Origin of the sequence: Haloprofundus sp. MHR1, from assembly GCF_005155585.1 — an archaeon.
GTDB lineage: Archaea > Halobacteriota > Halobacteria > Halobacteriales > Haloferacaceae > Haloprofundus > Haloprofundus halophilus.
The window spans coordinates 334,174-351,118 of the sequence record NZ_CP039833.1 but is presented as its reverse complement, the minus strand read 5'-3'; the positions used below and the strand labels follow the sequence as shown (position 1 = coordinate 351,118).

Below are 16,945 nucleotides of genomic sequence, written 5' to 3'. Positions count from 1 at the left end.
CAATTCTGAGCCAGATAATTCAATCACCTATCGACGTATACGGTACTGGCAGCAAGTATCCAGAACGGTAATATGACTGTGAACCGGTCAAGGACCACGTGATCAAGTAGACCGAACGCCAAGCAGCCAAGTATACCTGCAAATATTCCAGATTGAACTACCCTATCGGCCTCCTCTTCAAACACCGTTCGAAGTATTCTCTGGAGGACCAGAAGCACTGCTACAATATAGAAGACCAATCCTGGAATACCGATTCCTGTAGCAATCATCAGATAGATGTTGTGAACCCCCATCGGTGGCGAGATACCATATTCGGACGCGATATATCGAAAGTTAACGCCACCAATCCCGAATAGGGGTTCTCGAACGATGATATCAAGAGATGCGAGATACTGTTTCAGACGGATTTCGAGTGAATTTACGCTGAATAGGGGATTTTCGTACAACCAGTCCGGTATTTGAACGGCGGGTGCTGACCCATCCGGCGTTACTGACGTCCCTTCACTCATCCCCAAATCTGGACTCCCTGTTGCGTTCCCCGAACCGTTTGAGCCCTGTTCCTCCGGGGCGTTGTTCTGTCGCGTAACATCGGACGGTGCAAGCGTGATGGCCGACATGATCACGCCGAAGAAAACGTATTCGGCCATCGTGTGGGTAGTCTCACGTACCCGCTGTCTATTGGCGAGCAACAGGAGAACAGCGAACGCCGCTAACGAGACAAGCATCGCCCCCCGCGCCGCATCGCTAGTCGTCGCGCGGTTCAGGAAGACCATCGCCACTGCGAGAAGTGTCAATCCCATCTTCCGCGCTCGGTCCTCGTTCGTGAGCGCGAGCGCAACGACGACCGGAACAACGAGCACCGTGAGGGCGGCATAGGCATACGCCATCCCCGTGAAGCCAGTGACGAAAAGGCCCATCTCCACTTGCAGTCCGCCCGGAACGTGCAAGAGCGCCGTGGTCGGTTCCGCACCTCCGCCGAGGTGCGACAGGCCGAACGACCGCGCGTTGAGGAACTGCGCGGCCGCGACCGCAGTGTGGAGCGTCACGGCGACAACAACGAGACGTACCGTATCGCCGGCAGTGATATATGCGTCGTCAATTGCACGGCCAACCGTAACGGACGCGAGCCACACCTGCAAGAGGTATACAGTGAAGAATGCGGCGACCATAGGATGACTCGGACTACCGAACACCGCTGAGAGCGCCGCCCAGACGACCACGCCCCCCAGCGCAAACTCCGATTTCTTGTACCGATCCCGGCGATACCAGCCGTTCTTAACGCCTACAGCGGCGAGGACGAGGAGCGGAAGTTGGAACGCCCAAAGCGAGGGCCCGAAGAACCCCGTCACATTCCGGAGATACCACTCGTCGAAGAGCGGTACGTAAGGCGAGGTCAGCGGGACGTTTAGTGCGAACGTTGACGTAATCACGAGCGCGACGACCGCGCCACCGACGACTGTGCCTCGCTGCACGACGAGCGCACCGTAACCGACCGTGACCGCGACGATCGCCAGCAGTGCGGGGTACGGGACAACCGATTCAAACAGGACACCCACTACGGGCGCGAACACGCCCAGACCAAGACACAGGAAAACGACGTAGCTGTCGATGTCCGACAAACTCCACTCGATTCCTCGCTCTCGATACTTCATCCGATAGCGTCTATTTCTATCGGTAACTAATAACGCCGTTGGGTTCTAATACGAAGCGGCTAAGGTGCCGACACCCGCTAGCGATAATAGTGCCTGTTGGAATCGATTCGCGCTCACTCGTCGGGGCCACCTCCGGGGTCGGAAACTACCTCCGCGGCGTCGTCTCCGCGTCTGCGTTCTCCCAGACCCCGCGTGGGTACTATCGCCTGCCGACCGAGAACGAGCCATCCATGTCAATACCGTCGACCCCGCTGCGAGCGTCCCGGGTGGTGGACCGCGCTCTTGGTCCCGCTGCACCAGCGTGGTGGGTGAATGTGACGCTCCCGCTCGCCCTCCGCGAGGACGATGTCGACTGTTTCCTCGGCCCGAACTTCCTCAAACCCGTCTACTGCCCTGCGCCAAGCGTTATTGTCGTCCACGACCTTGTACACCGCGTCCATCCCGCTGTTCACACTGCACCGTACCGTGCCTACCTCCGGACGTTCCTCCCGCTCTCGGTCCGCACAGCCGACCACATCGTCACTGTCTCCGAAAGTACGAAACGAGACCTCCAGCGGTTCTTCGACGTCCCCGACTCTCAGGTATCCGTTGCGCCGCCCGCCGCAGACGACCGGTTCCGACCGCGCACCCTTTCTGACGACGACCGCAAGCAACTCCATGAGGAGTACGACCTCCCCGACGAGTTCGTGCTGTTTGTCGGAAACGTCGAGCCCCGAAAGAACGTCTCGACGCTGGTTCGTGCGCTCGCACGGCTCCCTGAGTCCGACCGGCTCCCCGCAGTCATTGTCGGCCAAGACCACGTCCCGGACCCGGAGTTCGCAGACACTCTCAACGCCGCGTGGTCGGATGGACTCGTCCACCGCCCTGGATACGTTCCCGATGACGACCTTCCGTTGCTATATAACCTCGCGTCCGTCTTCGTCTACCCCTCTCTCTACGAGGGGTTCGGAATCCCGCCACTGGAGGCGATGCAGTCGGGGACGCCCGTTGTCACATCCGACCGCTCCTCGCTACCCGAAGTCGTCGGTGACGCCGGCATCACGGTTGACCCCACCGACCCCGATGCGCTCGCCGACGCCATCGCACGACTGCTGACGGACTCAGACCTCACGCAGACATACAGGGAACGCGGACTGATACGAGCAAAACAGTTCACATGGAAGAGTACGGCGCACACCATCAGTAACGCGCTCGACACGGTTCGACGCAACTGATGGCCCGCATACTCGTCCTCTGTTCCCGACTCCCGTATCCGCTGACCGGAGGCGCGAAAATACGGATGTTCTACACCGCCCGCGAACTCGCACTCGAGCACGACGTCGAACTGCTGGTCGTGGACGAAGCTCCGGTCGACGACAAAGCAATCTCCGAACTCGAATCGGTGTTCGCGGACGTCAACGTTTTCTCCCACCCATCGTCCCGATTCTACCTGAACACCGTCCCCGGTCTGTTTTCGCGGCGTCCACTCCAGGCACACTACTTCCACTTCGGGGCGGTGAACACATGGCTGGACGAGCACGAACACCGGTTCGATCTATTGTACTGCAACCATGTCCGTACCACGGAGTACGTTAGGGGCCGCTCAACGCCAAAAGTGGTCGACCTTGTGGATGCCATCTCCCGGAACTACCGGGAGGCGAGCCGGGACGCGAGCGGGCTCTGGCGGTTCATCTATCCGTTGGAGTATCGGCGACTGCGGCGGTACGAACGCCGAGTCGTGCGCGCGTTCGACCGGGCGTTCATTATCACGACCGCCGACCGAGCGTTCATCACCGACGGTGGATCATACCCCTCACCCTCGGTCCTCCCGAACGGCGTGAAACCCGAACTACTTGAGCGCGAACCTGCCGCCCACCGCGTAGTGGAGTCAGCACCGACGATCGTCTTCCTCGGGAAGATGGATTACTTCCCAAACGAGAACGCGGCCGAATACTTCGCTAGCGAGGTATTCCCGCAGGTCCGCGAGACGTATCCTGCTGCCGAGTTTTTCGTAGTGGGTTCTAGCCCGAGCGACAAAGTGGCCGTTCTTGACGACATTCCCGGTGTCACCGTCACCGGGTTCGTCGAGGATCCCCGAGAGTACCTTAATCGGGCAGACGTAGTCGTTGCACCAATGCGCCACGGCGCAGGGTTACAGAACAAGGTTCTTGAAGCGATGGCGCTCGGCCGCCCTATTGTAGTCACTTCCCTCGCTAGGGAAGGAATCAATGCGGACGACGGACGACACCTCGTCGTCGCTGACGACCCGCAATCATTCGCCGCGGAAGCTACCGCCCTACTATCGAATGTAGAGCGTCGCCGACAGATTGGTCGTGCGGCACGCGATCTCGTCGCGTCCCAATACACGTGGGAACGTATCGGGAAATATCTCCGTAAGACTGTGGGGGAAACCCTCGAAGCCTCCCGCGAGTGATTACACGAGTCGATTGTCCATTTTTGAACGAATCTTGTACTCAGTCACATTTAGTGCTCGCGTGTACACTTCTACAGGTAGGCAAGGCGAGTGAGTACAGGTTCGAGTGCGCGTGAACCACGTCGTAGGAATGAGTGTCCCGAAGAAAAAACGCCACACCGAGCGAGATGTTGTTGTCGAGCGAACTTGTCGTCACCGGATAGCGCACGAGATCATAGCCGTCTCAGCACTCTCGGTGCGATTCGTTGACGCTACGCGAGAGCGTCAACAACGTTACGTCGTAACCCCATCGCCGCTTGATCGCGACTCATCGCATGGACGCGGTACGCACTGCCGCCCTTCACCTCCGGATACAGCGTCTGCGCGACGCGGAGAATTCGCATTACGCAGCGCTTGCAGAACGAGCAGTATGGTTCGTTCGGTTCGGCCTCACCGAAGGTACTCCACGATATCTTCGAGAACCAACCACAACTGTCGCATAACAATCTTCGTATCATACCCCAGCGACTGCCGTCGAACGTACTCGATGTCGTAGCGAATCTTCTCGTCCGGCTCATGGCCTGTCGCCTGGTTGACCTGCGCCAATCCGGTCAGCCCTGGTTTGATGAACCACCGTTTCTGCCAGTCCGCCACACCGGATTGAATATCCGAATCCAACTCGGGACGCTCCGGTCGGGGGCCGACGACGCTCATCTGCCCGACGAGAATCGCCCAGAGCTGGGGAATCTCGTCGATGTGCGTCCGCCGAAGCACCTTCCCGACGCGAGTCACGCGGGGGTCAACTCCACCGGCGTCTTCCTCGCTCACCACCGCCCCCGTCTCGGCCTCGGCGTCCTCAACCATACTCCGGAACTTGTAGACGCTGAACGTCTCGCCGAAGACGGCTGTCCGCTCTTGTTCGTACAACACCGGCCCGTCGCTGTCGAGTTTGATCGCGAGCGAGACGAGTAAGAGAAGCGGCGAGAGAACGAGCAACCCCGCCGCCGCGAACACTACGTCGAACCCACGCTTCAGCATGTAATCCTGCATGTCCCACGGTTCGACGTCCACGTCGACCAGCGTCCCCACGCTCGATTCGGCGGTCAACACCGAATCGGCGTAGTCGCGGTGCACCTTCACCTCGACGCCGTGTTCGTGGCACGCGTCGATCGCGCCGAAGAACTCCGCGCGGTCGGGGCGCATGAACGCCAGCACGACGGTGTCGACGTGCTGCTCGACGAGCACGTCGTCTAGCCGGGAGAACCCGCCGAGATGCGTGAGTTCCGGAAGCACGTTACCGCCGTCGGCCCTCGCGTCGGTCGCCGCCGTGTCGTCGTCGACGACTGCACGCCGGCGGGTACGCGGCAGCGCGCTCGTCGGGCAGACGTAGCCCAACACGGACAATGACACCTCCTGAGCGATGCGCTCGATGAGCGTCGGGTCGTCGCCGACGATGACCGTCCGCCCGGACTCCGCGGGCGGTCGACGGCGAATCCAGACGAACCACGCCGGCAGCGCGACCAGCAACAGACCGACGACCATCACGAGCGTCGCGCGCGGGAGTCTGTGCGACCACTCGAAGTAACCGAACGTCGCGAGCGCGAGACCGGCGACGAGGACGAGTTTCTGCGTGAGCGCGACGACGTCGAGAATCCGACGCGGGCGCGGCTTGTACAGCGGCACTAAGCTCGCGAGCACGGCGAGAACCGCCGTCCAGACCGCACGGCTGAGCGAGGTCCCTTCGAGAACGTGTGCGTCGAGGCGGTCGAACAGCGGAACGTACGTCGTAAACAGCCACTGCGGAAGCGGATGGTTGGCGAAGTACACCGCGAGGGCCGTGAGACTGGCAGCGCCGACGACGCTGACGACCCGGTACCGCCACCCTGTAAGCATCGTATCATGGAATAAATCGGCAGCAGATAAACGCTATGATTAGGCCAAAGATGCAGCTCGGAATCAAAAATACGTGTACTAACAATTTCGAGTCGGCCGATTCTACGGTGAGTGGCTCAGGTATCCACGCTCGCAATCTACAGTCCACTCACAAACTGTCGGTGAAAGTGACACTGTGAAACGTTATACACGAGTTCGTTGGTTGTGTCATATGCACAACTTGAGTGGTTTCCAACGAGATCTCCTGTACGTGATTTCTGGACTCGATCAACCTTCGGGACAGCAAGTCAAAGACGAACTCGAATCGTACGTCGACGGCGAAATCAACCACGGACAGCTCTACCCGAACCTCGACACCCTCGTCAACAAATCATACGTCGAGAAAGGTCCGATAGACCGTCGAACGAACTACTATGCAATTACGGAGAACGGGAAAGAAGCGATCCGCAAGCGGCGGTCGTGGGAAGATCAATACCGATCGGTCGAAGCGTGATTCGACACGGTGCCTGAAAGCTTCCTGACGCCGCTGTAAGCGCGTCCGAGACAGTTGCGTAAGCTCAAAGCCCCTCGAAAAGTCTCAGGTAAACTCGATTCGCGTCCGCTTCACGTCCGCTCACAAAGTAGACTCTGCAGTAGCGAAGTGTTGTATACACACTGCGTTTGTCTGAGCCCAATCAGACGTGTATCTGCTGAGAGAGGTTCGGGTTCTCACCCTGGATGTTGACTTACGCTTGTTTCTCACCTCGTGCTTACAGCGGCGTCAGGTATGGATTGTTTTGTGTGAGAGGCGTTTCCAGAGTCACTTCTGGTGGCTTGCTGTATCGATTCGAACAACGCATCTGCGTCAGTACGAGCGTCTTCTACTGCCGACCGCTCGTGGCCGTCTGTAGTCGTCTCCGTGTCCACAGTCTCATCCTCGAAGTTTCCAGTCTCAATTTCCTCCATTGCGTCTTCGAGACCGTCCATGTAGTCTGTGAGTCGACCTACATCTGCGACTAAGGAATTCTCCTTGCCCGGTTTGTCCTTGCCACGGAACTCGAAAAGAGGCTCTTGTCCTCCTTTCCGGGTGAAGTCTTCGAACGCGAGGAAGGCACGTCGAACAGTCGTCGACTGTCCACTCCGCGTCATATCTCCTGCGTTGCGGAGACAACGCTTGGCCTGCTTTGAGCTGTACTGATACTCGTCACCAGAACGCTGTCCGCGTTCGATTACATCCCGGAATAAGCGGACTGCCCTGCGAGTGCTTGCGTGCTTTTCTTCGCGGAGGTATTCGGCGTCGCCGTCGCGGTAGTCCTGATGGAGTTTGTGCAGCGGCACCAACGAATCGCGCATGAGTTCTTTGCGCGTGGCTGTACGTTCTCCTGTCTCGACGTACTCTTTGAGGTCTCGAACTAGCGATTTCGTCGTCGACAACGCTGAGCCGATCGGGACGCCACCGATGTAGATGTCCTTGGGATTTTTCGCATGTCCTTCATCGGTGAGTTCGCCTCGGATTTCGACGAAGCGCTGCTCGTCACGGTGGTCGTCTAATTGTCGACGGAGTCGTGCATTCTCTTCGCGGACGTCCGTGAGTTCTGCACGTAACTGATCAACCTCTTCGCGTGTTGGTCGACGCTCAAGTTCTTCCTCTAAGGAGTCAAGTCGCGAGGTGAGCGCCTCGATCGCCTCTTCGTTGGAAGCGACGGTGTCGACATCGACGCTCATCGGTCTCCCTCCGAGGAAGCGATAGCAGAGTCACATCCAACCGTGGTCTTCTGCGAGGGTTCGTCGAGGAACGTCCGGCAGTCGTGCTCAAGAATGCGTTCGGGGAGCCCGACTGCACCACAGACCTCACACGTCGTCAGTTCCGTCTCTGAGTCGCCGCCATCCTGTGAGTGGTTACAGTCGAGCCGTTCGCGTTGACAGCCATAGCAGAACTCTGTCTCGGGCTGGTTGTCGAAGGTGCTCATGCTGTGGCCTCCGCGACACGCCAAAGCGTCTGGACAACCCCAGTCTGTTCACAGATGATTCCTGTGGACTCTCCGGTCCAGATATTTCGCTGGGTACCGAGGATGTAGGTTTTGGCGTTCGCCCAGTCACCACGGACTTTGACGAGGTGGATGAGTTGGTCTTCGCCGTTGACGACAGGAAACTCGCGGGTACCGAGGTTGACGACGGTGAGTGGCTTCGACCGGTCGTCGAAGAGTACCTGATCTCCACGACGGAGATCTCGAATGTTGGTGATTGCTTCGCCTGTCTTTCGACTGTCGGTGCAGTTTTCACTGCTGGTTGCGTTTGTTGACATGCTTTCGCTCGCTCGAAAGCGTGGTCGGCGGTGCAACGCCGGCCGATTTCTCGGCTATACCATGCTTTCGTCAATGAGTCCTAAACATCGCTTAGACGTAAACCTATTGGTTGTAGGCTTGCGACCGTAGGTTAATAAACATCGCCATGCATCATACATTTGTAGATGAGTTCAGAAATCGCATCCATGAATCCTGAACACCTCCGTGACGCGGATAAAGGAATTCTGGATGAGTTGAAAACAGGCCGGGCAAATGCTCCTCTATTGGCCGAACGCTTGGACTACTCAAAGCAATACGTCCGTGAACGTCTTGTGATCCTTAAGCGAGAGGGCCACATCCGTTCCTTAGGATACGGGTTATATGAGTTTGTGAACGACCCCCGAGAAACGCATGGAGAGGATTGACTGTCCTGAGGAGGGCTGTTTCTACACAGCGCCCTGTATGAAGGCCTTCAAATCACACTATGGGAATATGCACGAACCGCCATACCCCTATGAGAGAAAGTCACCATACGGTCCTCACTGGGCACGTCAACGAAGACGGACCGTTGAACGGGATGAATACACGTGCGTAGAGTGCGGCTGTCTGTCGCAAAAACAGGGCGGCACGGTCATACTGCATGTTCACCACATTGATGAGGATAAGCAGAACAACTACTTAGAGAATCTTCAGACACTCTGTAAGGGCTGCCACCGGCAAAAACACGATCACTAAGAAGTGATAGACGAGGTCGATACCGCACTCGAATACAGCTCGGCCTCGCCGAAATCTGATTGGGATTGGCGGAAGTCATCGTACTTTCTCAAGAGAACGGCGAGAGTTCTACAGGTTACCTGGCTTGTAGGTAAATCGCGTGCGCTTGCCTACTGCCAGTATCCCCGATGTGCTGAAGAACCACCCCTTCGGAAACGGTTCCTATTATAGCGAAATCTGTGCTCCGTCTTCAGGAACGTGGACGTTCTCCGTTTTCGACCGCAATTCGTCGCGGGTGAGAAGGCAGTGGTTGATCGCCTCCATGTGGACGACACCGACGATGCCATCAGTGGCGCCGCGGACGGCGACGATGTCCTCAACTCCCATCGTAATCGGTTCGCCGTGATTGAACTGTGCTTCGCCGCCGTTGAGGATAACCATATCCGGTGTAAACTGGTCAAGTGTCCGTTCGACCGCATCGTACCAGACCGTGTCACCAGCGAGGTACAGCGTCTTGTCGGCTTCAAAGATGAATCCGGAGACAGGCCCCATCTCCTCGGCTAGCTGTCCGTGTCCATGACGGCCAGGCGTTCGATGCAGTGTGACCCCGTCGAACGAGACCTCGTCGTCAACCGGTCGGACGTCGGTGAACCCGTCGTCTCCGAAGGCGTCTGCTTCCACAGGCTGACAGAACAACGGGACGTCGGCGTCAAGTTCCTCCGTTGCTGCCTCGTCGAAGTGGTCCGGATGACGGTGAGTGACGGCCACGGCGTCGTAGGACAGTTCGATGTCTGGCAGTGGGACAAGCGGATTCGAACGGTCGTTCGGCGTATTCTGTATGGGCGGCAAATCACCGGGAGCCGCAAACAAAGGATCGACGAGGAACGTCGTCTCGCTCACGGTCACGAGGACAGTCGCATTCCGTACGAGACGAACACTGAGGTTTGAGCTGGTCGACATGCGAGAGAACCTTCGACAGGCAGCTAGTTATCGTCTACTCACAATTGCAGAAACACCATCAGATAGTAACCACTTCAACAGAGCCGGTGCTTTGGGTGACCAAACCAGGTTCACTCGTGTCCTGACACCGGAATCGGCTCGTATGGCTCTTCGAGGTACTCAATGTCAGAATCCGACAGGGAGATGTCGAGCGCTTCCACAGCGTCTTCGAGATGTTCGATACTCGACGTTCCGACGATCGGCGTCGTCACCCATTCTTTGTGGAACTGCCATGCGAGCGCAATCTGTGCCATCTTCACGCCCTTTTCGTCGGCGAGTTCCTGCACACGCTGATTTATCTCGGGACCGCCGCCCTTGGTGTAGCCACGCCCGAGCGAGGACTCGTGTTCACCGCGCGTCGTCGCGTCGAACTCTCCGTAGGGACGTGTGAGAAAGCCCGCCGCCAGCGGACTCCACGGCATCACCGCGATGTCCTCTTTCTCACAGAGCGGCAGCATCTCTCGCTCCTCCTCTCGATAAGCGAGGTTGTAGAGGTTCTGCATCGAGACGAACCGCTCTAGACCGAGACTATTGGACGTATGGAGGGCCTCGGCGAACTGGTGTGCCCACATCGACGACGCACCGATGTGGCGCACCTTCCCGCGGCGAACCGCGTCGTCCAGCGCGCGAAGCGTCGTCTCGATGGGCGTGTCGTAATCGAAGCGATGGATCTGGTAGAGGTCAACCGTGTCCATGCCCAATCGGTTGAGCGAATTTTCTAACTCCTGTTCGATACTCTTCCGTGAGAGGCCGCCGGAGTTCGGGTCGTCCTCGTCCATCTGCCCATAGACTTTGGTTGCGACGACGAACTCGTCGCGGTCGTACTCTGAGAGTACTTCGCCGAGAATCTCTTCGCTCTCGCCGTAGGAGTAGACGTTCGCCGTGTCGAAGAAGTTGATTCCGAGGTCGATAGCTCGCTCGATGAGTTCGCGGCTCTCTTCTCTGTTGAGCATCCACTCGTCCCAGTTCGTTCCAAAACTCATGCAGCCGAGACAGATCTTGCTTACCGTTGTTCCGGTCCGACCAAAGGTGGTGTACTCCATGCCGAGACGATACAGAGAAACGGCAAAAAGATACGGTAGGACCGTCTGCCCTGCCGGAACACGGTCCCGCTCTCGATTCTTCCCAATTACCGGTGGAAAGACACGCCAAGTGTTCGAGTTTGACCGATACCACCGAAGTTCTCAGGAAGTGCCGAAAGTCACCCGATTCTGTGAAATCTGACTACGAGTAGGCCTCGTTGAACTCACGTTCCCGACGCATCAGCTCCTCGACACCGTGTTTGAGGATTCCACATCCCATTGCTGTCGGCCGGTAGTACGTGTAGAAGCCTTGGCTGTCGGCGGTTCGGCGTTGGCGTTTGTCGACGAGACCGACGTCGACCAACTCATCGAGGTGGTAGTGGAAATTGTGGGGTTCAACGCCAACTGCAGACTTGAGTTTAGCAGCGCTCAGTTCGTTGTTGGCGACGAGCGTTCGCAGGATGCGAAACCGCGTTGGGTGGCCGATCGCCTGTTGCATTGCGAGGTACTCTTCGAGCGTCAACCCGCTCTCTTCGGGAAGCGGTGGCTCTGGTTGACGAACCTCGTCTGTAGGGCGACGGTCGGTTTCGGCCATGAATTGCCTCGATTGGGAGTTGTTTTGCTACGTACTTAGTTATTCTCTAGTAGAATATTCACAAGAATGAGAATGGTTATGCATGAAATTCAAACAGATGATCTGAATTTGGAGACGAATCTCGGAGATTGTCCCTCAAGCGTTCACTACAGAATCAACGGAACGGAGTCAACTGGAATATCCGTCGGTAACACGAGTACACGCCCGCTCAACAGTCATCTCACCATAGGTCGCACCGTCAGCGTAGTGAACCTCATCCCACTTCTCACGAACCAATCCAGACTGTCGAAACAGCCGATCGACTTGTGAGGAATCACCACCCGCCCAAAACGCAAGCAAACAACACAGTGCAATATCTGCCTCCGAATGGCTATCGTATCCACTGATATCACCGTTCCAAAGTCGAGAGAACTTCTCACTGTTTGCCGCTGATTGGGCACGTTGGAGTATCTCTTCATCATCCAATTTCGAGGAGAACGACAGCCTACGGGGTTGCGTGGTAGATTTCGTTCCTGAGCGAGTTGACCCAGAGTCGGCAACGAAGTCAGAGTGAACGCTTCGAATCGCGCGCGAACGCTCACGAATCTGTTCGGGCGTTGTGAGCACATGATTGCCAGTCATCGTGAAAAATCGGCCGTCGTCGTACATCTCGACCATCCCGCGTCGACGTGCGCCACTGGGGAGGGTCCCCCGAGCGATGATATGTACTCCCGTTCCTGATGGCGAGACTTCAGTATACGACCGGAGACGTCTGACAATCTCGACGGCCTCGCTATTCAGCGTCACCGCATCAGGGTCACGACAGTCATCGAGGTCGATGCCGACATACGGGTCGTCACTGGTGAAGACGAAGCCGATGCCCGAAATCCCATTCTGAGTCGCACGAGCCAACGCCTCGTCGAAGGTACCCCACGTAGCCGCATCGGCAGTCGAAGCGTACGTCCCACTCGTAGGGTTGAGCGGAACCTTCGTCTGCTTGCCGTCTCGCTCTATAGACCCCCAGCAGACCCACTGTGGGCGATGGCGAAGTTCGATCGGGAGCGCGTTCGGATTCAGAGACCTCACCTCAATGTCTCTCCTGGTCGGTGGAGCTTCCCCTCGCCGCCATACCGAGAGACAGAGTAGGGCTGGCCATTCCTTTCGGTCTCCGTCTGGATGTCTTGTGCGGGAGTCGCCGATGAATCTCGTAAATCTCTCTGTGAGAATCCATTCGCGATGACGTCTGCTTCGAACGGACTCGCTCGAACTCGAAGCGGGAACCAGCCTTCCTCATCGATATTGAGGAGTGCTTCTGAGTAGCCGTCCTCGTCGTTACCGGCCTTTGCCGTCTGCACCCAATTCACCTCACGTTCGCTCAATCCGAACCAGTCTGCAAGCGTCTCAGCTTCTTCTTGGACGCGATGGATGAGCGTCATCGAACAGAGATTTGCAATCGTCCGCGCCTCCGGTGTGAGAGCGAACTCCCCGCCCGTCTGTGTGATGAACTGCAACGAGAGGTCGTAGTGTCGACTGTGTCTGACTGCCGTCTCTAAGAACTCAAGCGAGGTCGTATCGTTCATCAGATAGTGGGCTTCGTCAATCGCAAATACGACGCGTTTCTCAGTGCCTTTCGCACGCTCATAGACGGCGTTGAATAACACCTGCATCATCAGACTCGTCTCTGTCCGCCCGCGCGTCCCCTCCTCTTGGTGGAGGTCAAGGTAGACAACGTGTGAATCGAGGTCGAACTCCGTTGGTTTCGCGAGATTGGCGAGGTCACCGCCTTCGTGAAACGACGGCCGAAGGTCCTTCAACAGCGACTGCGCGTCGTCAGCGACGCTTCGCTGTTCGCCCGTGGTTGCATAGCCAAACGCGGTCGGGTCCTCAAGCAAATCTTCGAGAACGGCAATGACGTCTCGGACGGTGGGTGACTCACGACTGTGCGTCTTTGGGTCGCGGGTGATTCCGTTGCGTTCGTAGGCCTCCTGAATCGCCCGTCGAAGCGTCTGCTTTCGGTCACCGAGCGGATGGGTCGCAACGTGGGTAAAGAACGTCTCGAAGAACGCCAGCACCCACGAGATTTGCTCTGACCACGGGTCGAGGTCGGGAACGTCTGCGAGAACATGTTCAGGCGTCGCCTTGAGTTCGAGTGGGTTGAATCCACGCGTCCCCCCGACTGTCACACGCTCGCCACCGAGTGCAGCGTTCACGCCTGCAAAGCCCTGGAGTGGATCGAGCATGATGAGAATCGTCTCGGGGTCATACATCGCTCGACGAACGAGCTGCAGTTTCGTCGAGAAGGATTTCCCCGCACCGAGTTTCCCGATGACCATCGTACAGTAGCCCGTTTCACGATTGAATCGGTCCAAGATGAGCGGGCTCTCGTTGAGTGCGTAGGTCCCGTACTCGATTCCGGGTTCGGCAAACGCGCCTGCAACGAAGGGAAACATCGCACCGACCGCCCCGCCCAACATGGGAGTCTTCGTCTGCATCGACTCGTTCAGTCGGTCGACGCCAACTGGACTCGCAGCGACGAGCGAGTCGAGTTGTGCCCATCGCGGTGTAATCGGCGTGAGATTCGCAGGTGAGCGTCGTGCTGTGTTCGCGACTGCATCCGAATCAATTTCTTCGGGCGTCGGTCCACGGACCGAGAGATACATCGACGTATCGAATGCCTTCATCGACGTATTCCGGAGTACATCATACATCTCGCGGTAGTCTTCGAGGTCTTTTTGAATACCGCGAGCGCCTGCCCGTCGCTTGTCTTCGAGATACTCGTAGTCGGCTTCGAGGTCTTCGAGGCGATTCTCCAGCGAGTCGAGTGTCCGATGTGTATCCCGTGGCGTGAGATGAATCGAGACATCCGTCGTTCGCGTCTCTGGACTCGAATACAGCGTCTCGAACAATCCATCAGCGGGTGCATCAGGATACTCGCCAATCCAGAGCGTCCGTGCCCACTGTTCACCCGTTCGAACTGCATTCGGTGTCCGCTCGATATCGGATGGCGTGATAATCGTCTGATGGCTGTCTGAGGCGGTCGTGAGACGGCTGTATTCTGGCTCGTAGTCGACAGCGGCATCTTCAGACTCACCACGCTCGTCAGGGTCTTCAGCTTCAGCGCGACGCCAAAACCGCAGTCGCTTCCAGTTCATTTTCGACCTCCGACGAGTGGTCGCGTCCGCAAGACGCGAGTGATATCCTGATAGTCGCGTTGTTCGCCTGCCCAGAACTCACAGATGAGTTGCGTCGCCTCCTCGGCATCGACACGGTAAGCACGACAGCCGTCTATCCCACGGAGTCCGCCTTCGATTCGTCGCAGTCGTTCGTCCAGTGCATCGAACATCGCCTCACGTTGTGCTTCGATTCGGGGGGCCAATCGCGCTCGGACGAATAGACCCAGAAGAGGCGCGGCTGCGAGTTTCTCTGTGAGGCTTTCACGCTCGAAGCGAACTTCGGCGGGTGTCACAGAGACGACGACATAGTGGTCGCGAATCGTCATCCGCCGCTCGTCGAGATCTGCTGCGTACCACGAGGTGTAGTGTTCGATAAGTGCGGCAAGCTTTGGATTCTCTTTCACGTCCGGATCGGTGAGCCTGGATTCGTACTGGGCGAGATACTCGTCTGTGGGAAACGGCTGCGTCGTCGAATAGAGTTGAATCGGGAATTCGACGACAGTGTTGCAGAAGTCTTCGAACGCTCTCGCTTTCGTTGCCCATTCAGCATCCGTCGCCAACGCCATCGTCGGTGGCGTAACGTGGACGAGCCCAACCAGAGCGCCATCAGTTCGCTCGATAGCGCCTCGGTCGGGATGGACACGCTCGATTTGCGTGTATTGTTTGGCGTCTTCGTGGGTGAGTTCTTTCGAACCTCGGTGAAATCCAATGAACGTCGCGAACCAATCGAGACTTGTCGTGTACGTTGGCGTGAGGTAGACAAACAATGCCCCGAGGGCAATCGCACCTCCTGCGACGGGAAGGGTGAATGTCTGTAATCGGTAGCCTGCAATCGCCGTCGACGGTGAGAGCACGACCTGCGTGAACAAGATGACGAGTACCCCTGGGAACAACGCGACTGTGAGGTCCGTCAGCGTGTACGTGCCGAATAATTTTGCGTCAGTACCGAGCGATTTTGGAATGCGTTTGGTTGGGTCGTTCTGGTTCATGGTTGCTCGTCTGGTCTGTCATCGGGACGTCTCTGCTTTCGATTCTCAGCCTCGCTCGATTCAGGTGAGCGAGAAGATGTCCGCCGCTTCGACTTGCGCCGGTTCTCGAATCGTCCACCTCGACCGTCTCCGGATGGAGAGTCAGAGCGACTGGTTCGTTTCGACCGCGTGGGAGACGCTTCGGAATTCCTGTCGCTGGCTCCGCTAAGGCGTCTACGAAGTTGTGACCCTGATGCGCTGAGCCGCGATCCGGTCGCGTGGGCGCGCGAGTGACCAGAGTTGAGAACCGTTTGACCGTCTGCTCGTATCGCAGGTCGACCGCGTGCACCCCGCATGAAGTTCTGTCCGCCTTGTGCGCCGCCTCGCCCCGTCTGAATGGTTTGGTTCACGCGCGTTCGAGCGCGCTGCGTCGAGACGCGTTGTGCCATCCGGTCGGTGATGAAGAACAGCGCACCGGCCTGCCAAAAGAGCACGAACGGCGAGACGACTGCGACGATGGGGATAACGAGTGCAGTGAGCCACGCACCGATACCACCCATCGAGAGCTCGAAGCTCGAACCCATGATCTCACCGATTCGGAACAACAGCGCAACCGGAACGGTCATGAAGAGAAACGGCACGTAGAATCCTGCCAGTCGCTTCATGAAGCCAGAGACGAGCGAAAACGGCCCGACACCTGGTATCCAGAACGCGATGAGAATCGGCATGAAGAGGACGAAGAGATAGAGCACAATCCTCCTGACAAAGTAGATCAGTGCAATAAGCACAAAAAGAATGAAGTCCGTCGCTAAGGCGATAGCGGTCCCAAGCACGCCAATTGCGGTGAATGACAGCGTCTCGAAGAGCGAGATATCAGAGAAGTTTGGGACAAGAAAGCCAGTAAGCGCTTCAATGAAGCGAAGCGAAATGGTTGCGAGCCACCACCAAGATAAGATGCCGAGCAAGCCTGAGAAAGCCCGCTTTTTGAGCTTGGACCGATGGTAGTTACTGAAGAGGTAGCTCGTCGATTCAAAGAAGATGACTAAGCCGATCGAGAGTCCCCACAGTAACAGCGCTAATGGGAGAATCGAGTCCCAGTAGTAGTCGTACATTTGCGGCCAGACGCCGTTCGTGGGTCGAGTAAAGACTGCATCTGGATTGGGCGTCTCAACGACTATATCGAGTAGATCACCAGCGTACGTCTCAATGAGTACCTCGATAGGACTGAAGAGAACCTCTAGAAATTCTTGAAGTGCGCCGACAATGACGTCTGTCAGCGTACTCATGCAGGAAT

General features: G+C 57.3%; 17 protein-coding genes. 5 read left to right on the top strand and 12 right to left on the bottom strand.

From position 1 onward, the window contains the following. Window positions 1–23 precede the first annotated feature (23 nt). Window positions 24–1,619 (bottom strand): O-antigen ligase, encoded by a 1,596-nt coding sequence (locus FCF25_RS01680; RefSeq protein ID WP_168191184.1) that lies wholly within the window; start codon window positions 1,617–1,619, stop codon window positions 24–26. A 347-nt stretch (window positions 1,620–1,966) separates the two neighbouring features. Between FCF25_RS01680 and FCF25_RS01675 the strand changes: the two genes are divergently transcribed. Then, window positions 1,967–2,866, top strand: coding sequence for a glycosyltransferase family 1 protein (locus tag FCF25_RS01675; protein ID WP_168191183.1), 900 nt, complete (start codon window positions 1,967–1,969; stop codon window positions 2,864–2,866). Further along, window positions 2,866–4,065: a glycosyltransferase gene (locus FCF25_RS01670; RefSeq protein WP_137047096.1), complete on the top strand. Its 1,200-nt coding sequence runs from the start codon at window positions 2,866–2,868 to the stop codon at window positions 4,063–4,065. Before FCF25_RS01675 ends, FCF25_RS01670 begins: the two co-directional genes overlap by 1 nt. A 429-nt stretch (window positions 4,066–4,494) precedes the next feature. Here the strand turns inward: FCF25_RS01670 and FCF25_RS01665 are convergent, their stop codons facing one another. Then, window positions 4,495–5,937 carry a sugar transferase gene (locus FCF25_RS01665; protein WP_137047095.1) on the bottom strand — a complete coding sequence of 481 codons (1,443 nt, stop codon included), beginning with the start codon at window positions 5,935–5,937 and terminating at the stop codon, window positions 4,495–4,497. A 211-nt stretch (window positions 5,938–6,148) separates the two neighbouring features. Here FCF25_RS01665 and FCF25_RS01660 point away from each other — a divergent pair, with 211 nt between their 5' ends. Then, entirely contained in the window at window positions 6,149–6,430 is a 282-nt protein-coding gene (locus tag FCF25_RS01660) for a PadR family transcriptional regulator (protein WP_117594478.1), read from the top strand. Between the two features lie 245 nt (window positions 6,431–6,675). On the opposite strand, the gene FCF25_RS01655 is transcribed toward FCF25_RS01660, so the two are convergent. From FCF25_RS01655 to FCF25_RS01645, 3 genes are read right to left on the bottom strand one after another with little or no spacing between them, the layout of a single operon-like run. Next, window positions 6,676–7,641, bottom strand: coding sequence for a hypothetical protein (locus tag FCF25_RS01655; RefSeq protein WP_137047094.1), 966 nt, complete (start codon window positions 7,639–7,641; stop codon window positions 6,676–6,678). Beyond that, on the bottom strand, window positions 7,638–7,886 hold the full coding sequence (locus tag FCF25_RS01650; RefSeq protein WP_137047093.1) for a hypothetical protein: 249 nt from the start codon (window positions 7,884–7,886) through the stop codon (window positions 7,638–7,640). The genes FCF25_RS01655 and FCF25_RS01650 overlap by 4 nt, the downstream gene beginning before the upstream one ends. Beyond that, window positions 7,883–8,221, bottom strand: coding sequence for a hypothetical protein (locus tag FCF25_RS01645; protein WP_137047092.1), 339 nt, complete (start codon window positions 8,219–8,221; stop codon window positions 7,883–7,885). The genes FCF25_RS01650 and FCF25_RS01645 overlap by 4 nt, the downstream gene beginning before the upstream one ends. 165 nt (window positions 8,222–8,386) lie before the next feature. Here FCF25_RS01645 and FCF25_RS01640 point away from each other — a divergent pair, with 165 nt between their 5' ends. Further along, window positions 8,387–8,626, top strand: a complete 240-nt coding sequence (locus tag FCF25_RS01640) for a MarR family transcriptional regulator (RefSeq protein WP_254425876.1) — start codon at window positions 8,387–8,389, stop codon at window positions 8,624–8,626. Next, window positions 8,613–8,936 carry an HNH endonuclease gene (locus FCF25_RS16005; protein WP_137047091.1) on the top strand — a complete coding sequence of 108 codons (324 nt, stop codon included), beginning with the start codon at window positions 8,613–8,615 and terminating at the stop codon, window positions 8,934–8,936. The genes FCF25_RS01640 and FCF25_RS16005 overlap by 14 nt, the downstream gene beginning before the upstream one ends. A gap of 204 nt (window positions 8,937–9,140) precedes the next feature. Here FCF25_RS16005 and FCF25_RS01630 read toward each other — a convergent pair whose 3' ends face one another. The 7 genes from FCF25_RS01630 to FCF25_RS01605 form a co-directional block, all read right to left on the bottom strand. Then, window positions 9,141–9,875, bottom strand: coding sequence for an MBL fold metallo-hydrolase (locus tag FCF25_RS01630; RefSeq protein WP_137047090.1), 735 nt, complete (start codon window positions 9,873–9,875; stop codon window positions 9,141–9,143). A 110-nt stretch (window positions 9,876–9,985) separates the two neighbouring features. Then, entirely contained in the window at window positions 9,986–10,957 is a 972-nt protein-coding gene (locus tag FCF25_RS01625) for an aldo/keto reductase (protein WP_137047089.1), read from the bottom strand. A 181-nt stretch (window positions 10,958–11,138) separates the two neighbouring features. Next, on the bottom strand, window positions 11,139–11,531 hold the full coding sequence (locus tag FCF25_RS01620) for a helix-turn-helix domain-containing protein (RefSeq protein ID WP_137047088.1): 393 nt from the start codon (window positions 11,529–11,531) through the stop codon (window positions 11,139–11,141). Window positions 11,532–11,699: 168 nt separating this feature from the next. Next, window positions 11,700–12,152: a hypothetical protein gene (locus tag FCF25_RS16000; RefSeq protein WP_394347882.1), complete on the bottom strand. Its 453-nt coding sequence runs from the start codon at window positions 12,150–12,152 to the stop codon at window positions 11,700–11,702. A 440-nt stretch (window positions 12,153–12,592) separates the two neighbouring features. Continuing rightward, window positions 12,593–14,662, bottom strand: coding sequence for a VirB4 family type IV secretion system protein (locus FCF25_RS01615; RefSeq protein ID WP_217353084.1), 2,070 nt, complete (start codon window positions 14,660–14,662; stop codon window positions 12,593–12,595). Then, window positions 14,659–15,672: a hypothetical protein gene (locus FCF25_RS01610; RefSeq protein WP_137047087.1), complete on the bottom strand. Its 1,014-nt coding sequence runs from the start codon at window positions 15,670–15,672 to the stop codon at window positions 14,659–14,661. The genes FCF25_RS01615 and FCF25_RS01610 overlap by 4 nt, the downstream gene beginning before the upstream one ends. Beyond that, window positions 15,669–16,937, bottom strand: a complete 1,269-nt coding sequence (locus FCF25_RS01605; protein ID WP_137047086.1) for a hypothetical protein — start codon at window positions 16,935–16,937, stop codon at window positions 15,669–15,671. Before FCF25_RS01605 ends, FCF25_RS01610 begins: the two co-directional genes overlap by 4 nt. Window positions 16,938–16,945: the final 8 nt, after the last annotated feature.

What these genes read in the sequence shown, in the direction of transcription:
- FCF25_RS01670 (WP_137047096.1), top strand. Translation starts at nt 2,866, where the DNA reads ATGGCCCGCATACTCGTCCTCTGTTCCCGACTCCCGTATCCGCTGACC.
- FCF25_RS01665 (WP_137047095.1), bottom strand. Translation starts at nt 5,937, where the DNA reads ATGCTTACAGGGTGGCGGTACCGGGTCGTCAGCGTCGTCGGCGCTGCC.
- FCF25_RS01660 (WP_117594478.1), top strand. Translation starts at nt 6,149, where the DNA reads ATGCACAACTTGAGTGGTTTCCAACGAGATCTCCTGTACGTGATTTCT.
- FCF25_RS01655 (WP_137047094.1), bottom strand. Translation starts at nt 7,641, where the DNA reads ATGAGCGTCGATGTCGACACCGTCGCTTCCAACGAAGAGGCGATCGAG.
- FCF25_RS01650 (WP_137047093.1), bottom strand. Translation starts at nt 7,886, where the DNA reads ATGAGCACCTTCGACAACCAGCCCGAGACAGAGTTCTGCTATGGCTGT.
- FCF25_RS01645 (WP_137047092.1), bottom strand. Translation starts at nt 8,221, where the DNA reads ATGTCAACAAACGCAACCAGCAGTGAAAACTGCACCGACAGTCGAAAG.
- FCF25_RS01640 (WP_254425876.1), top strand. Translation starts at nt 8,387, where the DNA reads ATGAGTTCAGAAATCGCATCCATGAATCCTGAACACCTCCGTGACGCG.
- FCF25_RS16005 (WP_137047091.1), top strand. Translation starts at nt 8,613, where the DNA reads ATGGAGAGGATTGACTGTCCTGAGGAGGGCTGTTTCTACACAGCGCCC.
- FCF25_RS01630 (WP_137047090.1), bottom strand. Translation starts at nt 9,875, where the DNA reads ATGTCGACCAGCTCAAACCTCAGTGTTCGTCTCGTACGGAATGCGACT.
- FCF25_RS01625 (WP_137047089.1), bottom strand. Translation starts at nt 10,957, where the DNA reads ATGGAGTACACCACCTTTGGTCGGACCGGAACAACGGTAAGCAAGATC.
- FCF25_RS01620 (WP_137047088.1), bottom strand. Translation starts at nt 11,531, where the DNA reads ATGGCCGAAACCGACCGTCGCCCTACAGACGAGGTTCGTCAACCAGAG.
- FCF25_RS16000 (WP_394347882.1), bottom strand. Translation starts at nt 12,152, where the DNA reads ATGACTGGCAATCATGTGCTCACAACGCCCGAACAGATTCGTGAGCGT.
- FCF25_RS01615 (WP_217353084.1), bottom strand. Translation starts at nt 14,662, where the DNA reads ATGAACTGGAAGCGACTGCGGTTTTGGCGTCGCGCTGAAGCTGAAGAC.
- FCF25_RS01610 (WP_137047087.1), bottom strand. Translation starts at nt 15,672, where the DNA reads ATGAACCAGAACGACCCAACCAAACGCATTCCAAAATCGCTCGGTACT.
- FCF25_RS01605 (WP_137047086.1), bottom strand. Translation starts at nt 16,937, where the DNA reads ATGAGTACGCTGACAGACGTCATTGTCGGCGCACTTCAAGAATTTCTA.